We start from the raw sequence: 13,522 nt of genomic DNA on the forward strand, positions 1-13,522 counted from the left end.
CGAGCGCATTGTGGTGTGTAATGAATGGACGAGCTGCCGCACCACCAGGGATAGCATGCATCATTGGTGTTTCCACTTCCATGAAGCCATCACGCATCATGTATTCGCGAATCTTAGCAACGATTTGAGAGCGTTTTACAAATGTATCACGCACTTCAGGATTTACAATTAAATCAACATAACGTTGACGGTAACGAAGTTCTGTATCCTTTAAACCATGCCATTTTTCTGGTAATGGACGTAAAGATTTGGATAACAAAGTTAATTTGTTAACTTTAATTGTAACTTCTCCTGTATGAGTTTTAAATACGTGACCTTCAACACCGATAATATCACCGATATCAAGCATTTTTACGTATTTATAAGCATCTTCACCCAATACATCTTTACGGAAATATACTTGAATATCGCCGGATTTATCACGCATATTCGCAAATGCTGTTTTACCATGGGAACGGATTGTCATCAAACGGCCTGCAATAACTACAGGTTGACCGTCATATTTCAAGAAGAAGTCATCTTTAATGTCTTTTGCATTATCTTTTACAACAAAACGTTGACCAAATGGATAGATACCATCCGCTTCGTATTCAGCCAATTTGTCGCGGCGAATTTGCATTTGCTCATTCAGCTCTTCTTGTACATTTTTAATTTCTTCACTCATGTTATCGCCTCTTCGTCAGTAAATGTAAATTATTGGATTGCTAACACTTTGAATGTAACAGGACCATCTGGTGTGGAAACTTCTACTTCATCACCTTTACGTTTGCCCAAAATAGCTTTACCTACAGGAGATTCGTTAGAGATACGATTGTTAAATGGATCCGCTTCAGAGGAACCAACGATAACATATTCTAATTCATCATTGTACATTGTATCTAGTACCGTTACTTTACTACCTACGGATACAACATCACCTTTTACGGATTCGTCGATGATTTTCGCAGTGTTAATTTTATTTTCAAGCTCTACAATATGACCTTCGATGAAAGCTTGTTCATTTTTTGCATCATCATATTCAGAGTTTTCACTAATATCGCCATATTCAATAGCAGTCTTAATACGTTCAGACACTTCAATACGACGTACAGATTTATAATACGTTAATTCTTCTTCTAATTTCTTTAAACCGTCGGCGGTAAGTAATGTTTCTTTTACGTCTGCCATGGGTACCCCACTCTTTCTACATATAAATAATAAGAAAAAGTGTCATAATAAGATGACACCTTATCTTTTATTTCTAAATTATCTCAACCATTATATAAAAATACTGTACATTTGTCAATCTGACTACATTTCAGACAATATTTTACGGTATGATTCTAGCTCATTGTGAAAGCTTGTTACAGTATGAATTGTATTCACACGATTGCGCCAGTATGCTGATTCAGGGAGGCCCTTCATATACCAGCCTGCATGAGTTCGTATTTCCTTAACGGCCATACTCTCCCCCTTATATTGACACAATAGATCAAAATGCTTTAACAACATATCGAGACGTTCAATATCAGTTGGCGCCGGTAACACTTCACCAGTCTCTAAATAATGGTGAATGCGACCGAAGATCCAAGGATTACCCTGTGCACCACGACCTACCATTACAGCATCACACCCCGTTTCATCGAGCATGCGCTTCGCGTCCTCTGGCTCCACGATATCCCCATTGCCAATTACAGGCACGGATACTGCCGCTTTTACGGCCTTAATATAGGACCAGTCCGCATGACCACTGTACATTTGTTCCTTTGTACGGCCATGTACAGCAATAGCTGCGACCCCCGTGGATTCGATGCGCTTTGCAAAGTCTACTACATTGATAGATTCACTATCCCAACCAATGCGCATTTTCACCGTTACAGGTACATCGACAGCCTTAACTGCCGCTTCTGCTACGCGTGCTGCCAAATCAGGATTCTTCATAAGTGCAGAGCCATCCCCTGAGGAAACAACTTTTTTAACAGGACAACCCATATTGATATCTACAATATCTGCCCCCGCATCAGCTACAACCTTTGCTCCGATGGCAATCGCCTCTGGATTAGAACCGAAGATTTGCATAGAAACAGGCCGTTCCACATCTTCAAGGCGCAACAATTCATGGGTGCGTTCATTTTTATATTTAATGCCCATAGCGCTTACCATTTCGGTACATACCAAGGCGACGCCATGCTCTTTAGCAAGTAAACGATAGGCAATGTCGCTAACCCCAGCCATTGGCGCTAATATGGCTTGTCCATCAATTTTGACGGATCCTATTTGCCATTGTTTATTGTTCATATAATTCTATATCCCCTAACAAAAAGGGTACAGCATAAGCTGTACCCAAATGTACACTACTTCGTTACATATACGTAACTATATTATAGTAGCATTATTTATTTCTTTCGTAAATAAGACGTAAGCCTTCTAATGTAAGCATAGGCTCTACATGGTCAATGCAGTCTGTAGCGCTGCTGATAAGCTGTGCTAAACCGCCTGTAGCCACTACAGTTACTTGACCGCCCATTTCAGCTTTCATACGAGATACGAGACCTTCTACTTGGCCTACGTAGCCATAGAACATACCAGATTGCATAGAAGATACGGTGTTGCGACAAATCACTTGACCAGGATCTCTTACATCGATACGTGGTAATTTAGCTGCTCGTTGGAATAAAGCCTCCGCAGAAATTGTAACGCCTGGAGTAATTACACCGCCCATATAATCGCCATTACCTTGAACCGCACAATAGGTTGTAGCCGTACCAAAGTCGATAATGATTAAATCACCTTTATATTGTTCATGTGCAGCCACAGCATTTACGATACGGTCAGCCCCTACTTCACGAGGATTATCATACTTAATAGCAATACCAGTCTTAGTACCAGGTCCAACAATGAGAGGATTTACATTAAAATAACGTAAACATACCCGTTCTAATGTAGGCATCAACGGTGGCACAACTGAGGAAATGATAATATCCTTAATATCTTTCACATTAACCTTGCGATCGTGGAAGAATAAGTTCATCATCAACATGCCATATTCATCGGTGGTCCGAACGCGATCCGTGGAAATACGCCAGTGACCTACAAGCTCTGTCTTGTCGTATACACCGAGAACAATATTGGTGTTCCCCACATCAATTACTAATAACATGAATGCCTCCTATTTGCGCGGACGAATTGACACGTCCCCTGCCACAATACGTTTAACTGTCCCATCAGGGATTCTTACTAATAAGTTACCATCTTCATCAATATCTGTAGCTACCCCTTCATAGGTATTTCCTGGTGCTCTCACTTCAATTTCTTCGCCAAGGGTTACCGATAATTGGCGCCATTCATTTAAGGTTTCCTCAAAGCCACTATCGAGGACTTCATAATATTGATGTTCTAAGGATTCCAAAATAATTTTAAAAGCTTCTGTCCGTTCAATATCAATGCCTTCCATTGTTAATGACGTAGCAATTAACTTCAATTCTTCTGGTAGTTCTTCTTGTTTAGTCTTAACATTGACACCTATGCCCATAACAATATAGGAAATTTCCTCCATAGAGCCGGACATTTCTGTCAAAATACCAACTAATTTACGACCATTTACAAGGATATCATTTGGCCATTTAATACCCGCATCTGTAAGGCCCATTTTATGAAAAGCCTTTGTTAATGCTACGGCTGCCATCAATGTACACTTCGGTGCTTCTACTGGTGCAAAGTCAGGGCGTAAAATGAGACTAAACCATAGACCTTTTCCGAATGGAGAATACCAGCCCCGCGATAAACGACCGCGGCCAGCAGCCTGTTCCTCTGTAACAACAACAGTGCCTTCTTCTGCACCTTGTTGTGCTAAACGACGAGCTTCAAGGTTTGTAGATTCGGTAGTGTCCATATAGACATACCGTTTGCCAAATACATCTGTTTTTAAGATTTGCTTCATTGCTAATGGACTCAACAAATCAGGTTCCTCCAATAATCGATACCCCCTCTTGGTATAAGATTCTATTTTGTAGCCTTTTTGACGTAATGCTTTGATATGCTTCCAAATAGCTGTGCGCGAAACATGACACGCTTCCGACATATCTTGTCCCGATACGAAACTACCTTGGTTTTGTCTCAAGAATTCTAATACTTCATCACGCATAGTTTAGAGCCCCTTTCTTTGTCAACCTAGGTTTACAATTCGATTGTACAAGTGTACCCTATAAAATGCAAGGATTATTTAAAATAATTAATGGTATAATACATGTAGTATTAAGTTATACCTTATGTAAAAGATAACAATAGTATAGTCTATCATTATCTGGGGAGATATATGCAACAATTTACATTAGAAGAAAAAAATGAAGTTCTAGAGAACCCATTTATCCATATTCACAGAAAACTTGATGTTCTATTAAACATAGGCAAGTTACTTATGGAATGTGGTGCTGATACAAATCGGATCATTGAAGAGATGTTAAAAGCTGCCACATTTATGGGGATACCTCATAATTATTTAAATATTCATATTTCATATACCACTATCATGGTGAATCTATTGCATAAAGAGCGTTCCATAACAGTTTTTAGAAAAACACCAGTTCATGTTCCCAATATGGCCATGATCAATGCCGTATCTAAACTCACATGGCGCGCCTTCGAACGACATTACTCGCTCACAACCTATGAACAGCTCATTTCAAAATTAGATTCTACTATACCTGTATATCCTGATTGGATAAAAGGTATTGCATGTGCACTAGGTTCTGCAGGGCTCGCCTTTCTATATAGTGGTGATATGATAGCTTTTATAGTAACAATTATTTGTTCTCTAATCGGCTATTTCACACGTACTCTATCCGTGCGTTTAGGCTGTAATGAGTATGTAGGTATTGCATTAGGTGGATTTGCCGCTATGGTTTCTGCCTACGGTTTCTATTCACATATTGAACAGGATTCATTAGTTTATGTTCTTGTATGCTGTACCTTATTTATGATTCCAGGCGTACCGCTTATTAATGCCGTCATTGATACAATAAACAATCATATCTTATCGGGTATTACACGAGCCATTAGAACAATTCTCATTGTAGGTAGTATGACCTTAGGTATGGCCATGGCCTTATACTTTAATCCAATGCCTGCATTTAGTTTTGTAGACATTAAACCTCATGTACTATCCATTGAACAGATTATAGGTTCTTTTATGGCCGCTGCCTCATTCGCTGTTTTATTTAACGCTCCTGTACGCCTCTTGCTCTCAATCGGCATTGGCGGTGTATTATGTGTCTTTATTCGCAATTTACTAGCTGTTGAATTGGGATTCTCTATTGCTGGGGCCACCTTTGTAGGGGCCGCCGTGATGAGCATTATTTATGTAAAAGTTTCTACCTGGCTTAAAACATCTAGTACGATCATTATCGTTCCGTCTGCTATCGCATTAATGCCAGGGATTCTATATTATCGTTTTCTATTCGATATTCTTCACATCAATGCACTCAATGAATCTGGCCTTGTACATATGGTACAAAATGGTGTAACAGGTATTTTAACCATCGTTGGCATCGCTGTCGGTGTGGCCATACCGCATGTATTAGCACAGAAATACTTAAAATCACTTAAGGAACGTCGCATACAAGAATATTTAGCAACCCGTCACATCCATGATGGACAATAAAAAAGAGCTGGTCTCCAAGGAGATCAGCTCTTTTTATTTGGACAGTATCCATTATTTAATTTCGTTAGAAGGTGTTTCACTAGGCGCTTCCACTGTAGAAGTGCGCTCATTAGCGTCAACAACCTCTGGTACTACAATACCTGCTGCTTCTAACGTAGCTTTAGGTTCCTCTATTTCAGGGGCTTTCGTTGTACCATATTTGTAAAGATTATCTACTGCTTTTGCATCGATTGTTTCTTCTTCTAATAAGGCATTCGCCATATCATGTAAGAATTTCTCGTTATCGCTAAGAAGTTTTGTTACATCTTTATAAGCATCTTCAACAATACGATGAATTTCAGTATCGATTTTTGCAGCAATTTCTTCACTGTAGTTGCGTTCATGGCCAAGGTTTTTACCCAAGAATACTTGTTCTTGCTGTTCACCAAATACGATTGGACCAAGCTCATCGCTCATGCCCCATCGCGTTACCATGGCGCGCGCTGTATTCGTTACACTTTGAAGGTCACCAGAAGCACCTGTACTGATTTCATCCAAAATCAAGGCCTCTGCCACACGACCACCAAGAGCTACGCGAATATCCGCTAATAATTGAGATTTTGTTTTGTAGTTTTGTTCCTCTGTAGGAAGCATCATAGTATAACCACCTGCTGCACCACGAGGAATGATTGTTACCTTATGAACAGGATCTGCATGAGGCAACAAATGTGCCACAATAGCATGACCAGATTCATGGTACGCTGTTAACTTGCGATCCTTATCACTCACAATATGACTGCGGCGTTCAGGGCCCATGCTAACCTTTTCACTAGCCTCTTCAACTTCAGCCATAGTGATTACTTTTTTGTTAAGACGAGCCGCTAATAAAGCCGCTTCATTTAACAAGTTACTTAAGTCGGCACCAGTAAAGCCTGGTGTTTTCTTCGCAATTGTTTTCAAGTCTACATCGTCAGCCAACGGCTTGTTGCGAGCATGAACTTTTAAGATTGCTTCACGACCGCGTAAGTCTGGACGACCTACGATAACTTGACGGTCAAAACGACCTGGACGCAAGAGCGCTGGGTCAAGAATATCTGGGCGGTTTGTAGCAGCGATGGTAATAATACCTTCGTTGGCACCGAAGCCATCCATTTCAACGAGCAATTGGTTCAATGTTTGTTCACGTTCATCGTGACCACCACCAAGACCTGCGCCACGTTGGCGACCAACCGCATCAATTTCGTCGATGAAGATAATACATGGCGCATTCTTTTTCGCTTGTGTGAAAAGATCACGTACACGAGATGCACCAACACCTACGAACATTTCTACGAAATCAGAACCGGAAATCGTAAAGAATGGTACGCCTGCTTCACCAGCAACAGCTTTAGCAAGCAATGTTTTACCTGTACCTGGAGGTCCCGCTAACAATACACCTTTCGGAATTTTAGCACCGATAGCTGTAAATTTACCTGGATCCTTCAAGAATTCTACTACTTCTTCTAATTCTTGTTTTGCTTCTTCCGCACCTGCTACATCTTTGAAGCTAACCTTAACATTACCTTCACCCATCAATTTAGCACGGCTTTTACCAAAGTTCATCACTCGGCCACCGCCACCTTGTGTTTGTTGCATAATGAAGAAGAACAACACTACCAAGATGATAATAGGAATAGCAGAACCTAAAAGGCTCATCCACCAAGCTGGTTGCTCAGGTGGGGCTGCTGTAATTTCTACGCCATTATCTTGTAATGTTTTAATTAATGTTTCATCACTTGGCGCATAAGAATTGAATTCTGTTCCATTTTTTAGTTTACCTTTAATACCATGATCATTGGTAATCGTTACGGACTCAACCTTTTTCTGTTGTACTTGTTGAATAAATCCTGTGTAGCTTAATTCAGATTTATTCGCACTTTGACCAGAGAAAGCGTCAATGGCGATAACGAAAGCGGCAATGATAAGTAAATAAAGGACGATATTTTTTGTAAATCGACCCAAAAGATTACCCCTTTCAATAATAATTTTTAGTTGTATAAACGAATTGAGTACATCTCATTGAGAGATGCACTCATATATTATATCATATTTTTAATTTTGATACATTTCTTCCTTCAAAATACCGATATATGGTAAATGACGATATTTTTCAGCGTAGTCTAAACCATAACCGATAACAAAGTAATCAGGAATAATAAAGCCTACATAGTCAACATTTACATCCATCTTACGGCGATCTGGTTTATTCAACAACGCTGCAAGGCGTACGCTTTTAGCACCACGAGCATGTAAATTTTCTAATAAATAATGTAATGTTGTACCAGTGTCTACGATATCTTCAACAACGAGTACATGCTTACCCTCTACAGAGCGATCCAAATCTTTTAAAATTCGTACTACCCCTGTACTTGTTGTGCCGCTACCATAGCTAGAGCAAGAAATAAAGTCAAAACTTACATCTACACTATCATCGATAGCGCGTGCTAAGTCTGTAAAGAAAACGACAGCTCCCTTTAATACCCCTACAAGCACGACAGATTCATTTTTATAGTCTTCGCTAATTGCTTTACCCAACTCTGCTACACGAGCTTGTAATTGTTCCGCTGTATATAAAATCTCTTTTGCATCTTGATGCATCTATATGACCTCCACGATTCATATTAATGTTCGCAATATATTTTTATTGTATCACATTGAGCGGTTACTTTTATACTTTTAATAGTGAAAGTTTTCTCTTCCCCGGTGTTAACAATATCAAGTAATTGCTCTTGATGGGCTGCAGAAAGCGTTATATCAGGGTCTACCGTATTCACTAAACGCTGCCATAAGCGCCGTTGTATTGCCAACGATTCTTGTCGTAAGGCACGGCGAGATAAGCTCACCCCATCAGCACCTATAGTCACAAGTTTTTCGAAAGCTAGCTCCGTTAAATCAGACATAACTAGTAAATCTTCATGTACGGAATTTCCCAATCTAACAATAGCATCTACTACATTTGGATTAATAGCTTCTAACTCAGGTATAATACGATGCCGAATCCTATTTCGTTGGTATCGCACATCTTCATTCGTACGATCAACACAATAGGAAATCCTCTTCACCTCTAAATAAGCCAATAAGGTTTCTTTTGTAACCTCTAACAGCGGTCTAATTACAGGAGTAGCATATTCAGAGCTTACTACAGACATGCCGGCCAAACCATTTAATCCCGAACCTCTGATGATATGTGCTAGAATCGACTCTGCTTGATCATCCTTGTGATGAGCCACCGCAACATAATCATAGTTTTCAGACTTTGCAACCTCTGTAAGCCATTGATACCGTACTTGACGCCCCATAGTTTCTTCAGACATTTTTTGTTCCTTGCTCAAGCGAGGCACATCAAATGTAGCAGAATAAAATGGTAATCCTAAATCGTCTACTTGATGTTGGAGCCACAAAACCTCTTCCTTGCTTTCAGGACGAATGCAGTGATCTACGATAGCCACACCTAATTCATACGTTGTATGTCGATGTATGGCAATGTCTTTCAACAAATGCAATAGAGCCATTGAATCAGGTCCACCGGAGCATGCCACTAAGATTCGACTATTTTCGGGAAATAGATTATGCGATTTTAAGGTGTGATTAACAGTTCGAACGAGTGCTTTCACATTCACGGGCCATCGCCTCCATACCATCTTGATCGCTCACAAATACATGAGGAACCTCATAGGCATCCATAAAGGACGTCAAAATTTCTGCACCGGCTACAATGATATCGGCACGGCCTGCAGGTAAACCTTTTACCTGTAATCTCTCGTCGCAACTCATGTAACGCAAGTTTAGAATAATGCCCTCTACTGTTTCACGACTTAATTTATGACCTTGCACCTTTGTACCATCATAATTTTCAAGGCCTAAATCTATAGCAGCTAGCGTCGTTAATGTACCACCGATGCCAATAAATTCACCAAATTCGCCTTGAATCATCATTGGGTCCCAAAGGAATCGAGTTTCTTCCCATACCCGTTGAGGTCCTTCGTCAGACATAGATTGTAAACGCACCGCTCCCACTGGATAAGAACGACTCCAATATACGCCGTCTTTATTTCCTAAAGCGAGTTCTGTACTACCCCCACCAATATCGATAGTCGTATAATGACGACCATCATTCAACTGATCTCCCAAGGCACCATTAAATCCATAAATAGCCTCTTCATCACCTGATAAAATTCGCCATTCCATAGGGCAGTATTCCGTGATTCGTTCCATAAATTCAAGCCCATTTTGAGACTCACGAACAGCGCTAGTAGCAAAACCAAAGCAATAGTCCGCACCATATTGGTCTGCCAAGTTTTTAATATCCTTAAAGACCTGATACGATGACTCCATCGATTCAGATCGCAATGTACCATCTGCATTTCGTTGTCCCAATCGAGTAGTCCATAACTGTTTTGGCTCATAGTGCCATATATTATTCTCATAGGTAGCCAATAATAAGCGCACTGAATTAGATCCAATATCGATAATAGCTAACTTCATAACCGCTCCTTACATAATTAGTATTCCTCTAACACTATTATACTGTGAAAGCCTATACATAAGTAAAGAGATGGCTCAATGCCATCTCTCACTATTAATCTCGACGACCGCCTCGGCCTCCGCGTTTACCTTCTGTATTGCGTTTTAAATCATGCAATCGTTCATTGCTATCGCGCAAGAATGATTTCATCTTTGCTTCAAAAGCCTCTGTGCTTTGTTTAGATTGAACACGACGAGGACGTCGCTCTTCACTTGGTGTCTCTTTAGGTTGTGTTTGACGAATAGAAAGGCCTATTTTATTGCCTTCAATAGATAAAACCTTAACCTTTACTGGATCTTCAACCTTTAATACGGTATTAATATCTTCGACATACCCATGAGCTACTTCAGAAATATGAACTAGACCGGTTTGCTTCTCTCCTAAATCAACAAATACACCGAATTTTGTAATACCAGATACGGTACCATCAATAATGTTACCAACTTCGATTGCCATGCAACCTCCTAATTAATGCGGAAACCTCAAACTACAAACTAATGCGAATCTAAATTACTACAGTCAAACCTATTTTACATAAGGTACTTCACCAGGTTTTACAAGGCCGAGCTCCTCACGAGCCACCCCCTCAATGGTCTTTGGATCTTGCAACTTAGCCTTTTCCTGTTCTAATTCTTCATTTCGCTGTTTTAATTCTTGCAATTGTTGCTCAATATGTTGTTTTTCTTGATATACAGCCACCAAGCGATAGGCTTGCCCTAACAATAGCAGCACCATAATCCCTATACCAATTCGCTTGATCCACATGAGGATAATACGTTGATCCTGCGCTTTGCGATTAGGGCGAACCCGTTTGCGCGGCCTTTTTGGACGTTGTACTTCCATAGTGTCTTGACTCATAATGTCCCCCAAAAATATTCATCATCTGTATACTGTCATTTTTTAATTATATCATAGAACCTTGTTAGGGACTAAATAAAATTATCTATAGTTTCCTTTAAATCTATATATTCTCTCTATATATAGATATTTATTATCAGCACTAGACTTATATAACAGATACGAGCCTTATAAGGACTCTGCTTTATGAGCGTATTCACGAATAACAGCGCAAGACTTTTTAAACAAAGCCAATTCCTCTTCGGTAAGCTTTAATTCAAATACATCTTCAATGCCATCTTTACCAATAACTGCTGGTGTAGATGCAAAGATACCTTCTTCACCATATTGGCCATCTAGATAACAAGAACATGGCAAGACTTTCTTTTCGTCATGGAATACAGCACGAATTAATTCTGTTGTTGCACTAGCAATGCCGAACTCTGTGGAACCTTTACCAGCCAATACATGGTAACCACCAATTTTTACATCCTCTAGCACTTGAGTATGATTAAGTGTAGGGAATCTATGAGGCAATTCTTGTTGTAATTGTGCCAACGGTTTTCCTTGTACATAAACATGAGACCATGGCACCATAGCACTACCACCATGTTCACCTAAACAATACGCTGTAATTGTACGGTTACTAATATTAAAAATGCGCGCCAATTCTTTTTGTAATCGCGCTGAATCTAAAGCTGTACCACTGGAAATAATACGTTTTGGATTCCAATTTAAATGTTTACATAAATAAGTAGCAACAACATCAGCAGGATTAGAAATAGAGATAATAAAACCATCAAAGCCGGACTTTTTAATTCGAGGAATAACATCCTTTAAAACCTCTACTGTATCCCCAAGACTTTCTAAACGATCTTGATATAAATTGGGTAAAGGACCAGCGCTAAATACGAGAATATCACAATCCCCACAATCTTCAATAGGACCTGCAGTAGCTGTTACTTTATGAGGAATATAGCTGACAGCATCATTTATATCCATTGCTTGTGCTTTAGCTTTTTTCTCGTCAATATCCATCATATATAGTTCATCTACTTCACCTTGTAGAGCAAGAGAAAATGCTACATGAGAACCTACATGTCCAGTGCCAATAATACCTACTTTACGTAACTTCATAAGGGCCTCCTACGATTCGCACTAAAAGATATACATCTTCTAATACAATTCCACTTAAACCAACGATTGCCATTATATGAATCGACAATGTTAAGTTATATTAAAACATATTGCTTGTAAAATACATAAACTATTATATACCTATTTTCTCATAGGTATATAAGAAAATAGATTTATAGCGATAAAAAAAGACTATTATAGAAAATCCTATAATAGTCCTTCTATTATATAGTTAGTCTCGTCCAGTAAAGAAGCTTACTACAGCAATCACTATAACTGCACCAACGATGGACGGAATTAATGCCATGCCTGCAAGACTTGGTCCCCAAGTACCAAGCAAAGCTTGACCTACAGAAGCCCCTACTAAACCAGCAATAACACGAAGAATAATCCCCATGCTTTGCGCCTTTTTAGTAATACGACCAGCTACAAAACCAATGAATCCGCCTACAATAATTGACCAAAGCATAATATACCTCCTATAAAGTCATCTCATCAAGATTAAGAGGGAATAAATCCTTATTCTCCATCACTTGTGGTGACTTTTCTAAATATTGTTTTCGCATTGACCATAAAATCTCTAAATCCTTTGGATCTAACTTGGACAATGCATATATCATCGTAAAATCTGAACCATAATGGCCACGCAAGCTATCAGGTACTCCTTTGGGTCCTTCTCCACCTAGACGATTATTAAAGAACCCTTGAATACGGCGACTATCTAAATCAATGATAATAAACCCTGACGCATCATATACATACAATGTATGATTTATACGCTTTAAAGCTCGTACCGTATTCGTTATAAAATACTGGTCCTTCATATCGATGAGGGATGACTCATAACCAGAATGGTAAAAGTCACCATAGTAATGAGCCCCTCTATCGGTAGATTCCAATAAATCCTTAAGTATGGATTGTTCTTGACTACTGAAATCAGAGAAAGTTTTTACTGTAGTAATCTCTCGCAAACCACGTTGGTAATTCTCTGTCTTCGGTGGCTCTATATGTTGACCACGGAAGCTAATAGGCATCAACCGAAGTGTATTATCAGATAGATTATAAATACCATAGCCTTCATAACCTAAAAAATAAACTTTTGAGTCCATGGACTTCATCGCTAATATTCGTTTTGAAATAATGGCATCACTAGAATTTACTAGTGTATGCTCTTCTGGATCTATACGCACTGTTTTGCTGTCATAATTACCGCCTACGGCAAGCCAATAGGACAGGCCCATTACAATCAACGCTAGCACGCACAGCCCAATACGTTTTATATTCATGTATACTCCCTATGAATCCCCAAGCATAAAACGTAATAATATATTGCGCTTACAGGATGTTCCTATTCATATAATCCCTAT

Annotated in this window: 15 protein-coding genes; 1 reads left to right on the forward strand and 14 read right to left on the reverse strand. The window is 39.4% G+C overall.

What is annotated here, in order from left to right; genetic code table 11:
* From Q7P05_RS07325 to Q7P05_RS07345, 5 genes are all read right to left on the reverse strand, one after another.
* Nucleotides 1–664 (reverse strand): OB-fold nucleic acid binding domain-containing protein (locus tag Q7P05_RS07325; protein WP_303931378.1); only part of this gene is annotated, 664 nt, incomplete at its 3' end.
* A gap of 29 nt (nucleotides 665–693) precedes the next feature.
* Complete coding sequence (gene greA / locus Q7P05_RS07330; protein ID WP_105090289.1) at nucleotides 694–1,167, reverse strand: transcription elongation factor GreA; 474 nt, start codon at nucleotides 1,165–1,167, stop codon at nucleotides 694–696.
* A gap of 123 nt (nucleotides 1,168–1,290) precedes the next feature.
* Nucleotides 1,291–2,277 carry a tRNA dihydrouridine synthase DusB gene (gene dusB / locus Q7P05_RS07335; RefSeq protein WP_303931381.1) on the reverse strand — a complete coding sequence of 329 codons (987 nt, stop codon included), beginning with the start codon at nucleotides 2,275–2,277 and terminating at the stop codon, nucleotides 1,291–1,293.
* A 94-nt stretch (nucleotides 2,278–2,371) separates the two neighbouring features.
* On the reverse strand, nucleotides 2,372–3,139 hold the full coding sequence (locus tag Q7P05_RS07340) for a type III pantothenate kinase (RefSeq protein WP_105090287.1): 768 nt from the start codon (nucleotides 3,137–3,139) through the stop codon (nucleotides 2,372–2,374).
* A 9-nt stretch (nucleotides 3,140–3,148) separates the two neighbouring features.
* Nucleotides 3,149–4,123 (reverse strand): biotin--[acetyl-CoA-carboxylase] ligase, encoded by a 975-nt coding sequence (locus Q7P05_RS07345; RefSeq protein WP_227721003.1) that lies wholly within the window; start codon nucleotides 4,121–4,123, stop codon nucleotides 3,149–3,151.
* 171 nt (nucleotides 4,124–4,294) lie between these two features.
* Between Q7P05_RS07345 and Q7P05_RS07350 the strand changes: the two genes are divergently transcribed.
* Entirely contained in the window at nucleotides 4,295–5,638 is a 1,344-nt protein-coding gene (locus Q7P05_RS07350) for a threonine/serine exporter ThrE family protein (RefSeq protein WP_105090285.1), read from the forward strand.
* Between the two features lie 51 nt (nucleotides 5,639–5,689).
* Here Q7P05_RS07350 and ftsH read toward each other — a convergent pair whose 3' ends face one another.
* The 9 genes from ftsH to Q7P05_RS07395 form a co-directional block, all read right to left on the reverse strand.
* A complete protein-coding gene (gene ftsH / locus Q7P05_RS07355; protein WP_303931383.1) occupies nucleotides 5,690–7,618 on the reverse strand; it encodes an ATP-dependent zinc metalloprotease FtsH in 1,929 nt (642 codons plus the stop codon).
* A gap of 90 nt (nucleotides 7,619–7,708) precedes the next feature.
* On the reverse strand, nucleotides 7,709–8,254 hold the full coding sequence (hpt, locus tag Q7P05_RS07360) for a hypoxanthine phosphoribosyltransferase (protein WP_105090283.1): 546 nt from the start codon (nucleotides 8,252–8,254) through the stop codon (nucleotides 7,709–7,711).
* 23 nt (nucleotides 8,255–8,277) lie between these two features.
* Nucleotides 8,278–9,276, reverse strand: coding sequence for a tRNA lysidine(34) synthetase TilS (gene tilS, locus Q7P05_RS07365; RefSeq protein ID WP_105090282.1), 999 nt, complete (start codon nucleotides 9,274–9,276; stop codon nucleotides 8,278–8,280).
* A complete protein-coding gene (locus tag Q7P05_RS07370) occupies nucleotides 9,245–10,141 on the reverse strand; it encodes a phosphatase (RefSeq protein WP_303931386.1) in 897 nt (298 codons plus the stop codon). The genes tilS and Q7P05_RS07370 overlap by 32 nt, the downstream gene beginning before the upstream one ends.
* 94 nt (nucleotides 10,142–10,235) lie before the next feature.
* Nucleotides 10,236–10,637 carry a S1 RNA-binding domain-containing protein gene (locus Q7P05_RS07375; RefSeq protein ID WP_105090280.1) on the reverse strand — a complete coding sequence of 134 codons (402 nt, stop codon included), beginning with the start codon at nucleotides 10,635–10,637 and terminating at the stop codon, nucleotides 10,236–10,238.
* 69 nt (nucleotides 10,638–10,706) lie between these two features.
* A complete protein-coding gene (locus Q7P05_RS07380) occupies nucleotides 10,707–11,039 on the reverse strand; it encodes a septum formation initiator family protein (protein WP_105090279.1) in 333 nt (110 codons plus the stop codon).
* 168 nt (nucleotides 11,040–11,207) lie between these two features.
* The gene (locus Q7P05_RS07385; protein ID WP_303931387.1) at nucleotides 11,208–12,155 is read right to left on the reverse strand and encodes an L-lactate dehydrogenase; all 948 of its coding nucleotides are present in this window, start codon (nucleotides 12,153–12,155) and stop codon (nucleotides 11,208–11,210) included.
* A gap of 232 nt (nucleotides 12,156–12,387) precedes the next feature.
* Nucleotides 12,388–12,624, reverse strand: a complete 237-nt coding sequence (locus tag Q7P05_RS07390) for a GlsB/YeaQ/YmgE family stress response membrane protein (RefSeq protein WP_005387228.1) — start codon at nucleotides 12,622–12,624, stop codon at nucleotides 12,388–12,390.
* Between the two features lie 10 nt (nucleotides 12,625–12,634).
* A complete protein-coding gene (locus tag Q7P05_RS07395) occupies nucleotides 12,635–13,441 on the reverse strand; it encodes a hypothetical protein (protein ID WP_303931389.1) in 807 nt (268 codons plus the stop codon).
* Between the last annotated feature and the right edge of the window lie 81 nt (nucleotides 13,442–13,522).

This window comes from Veillonella dispar (assembly GCF_937975875.1).
In the GTDB taxonomy this organism is placed as follows: domain Bacteria; phylum Bacillota; class Negativicutes; order Veillonellales; family Veillonellaceae; genus Veillonella; species Veillonella dispar_B.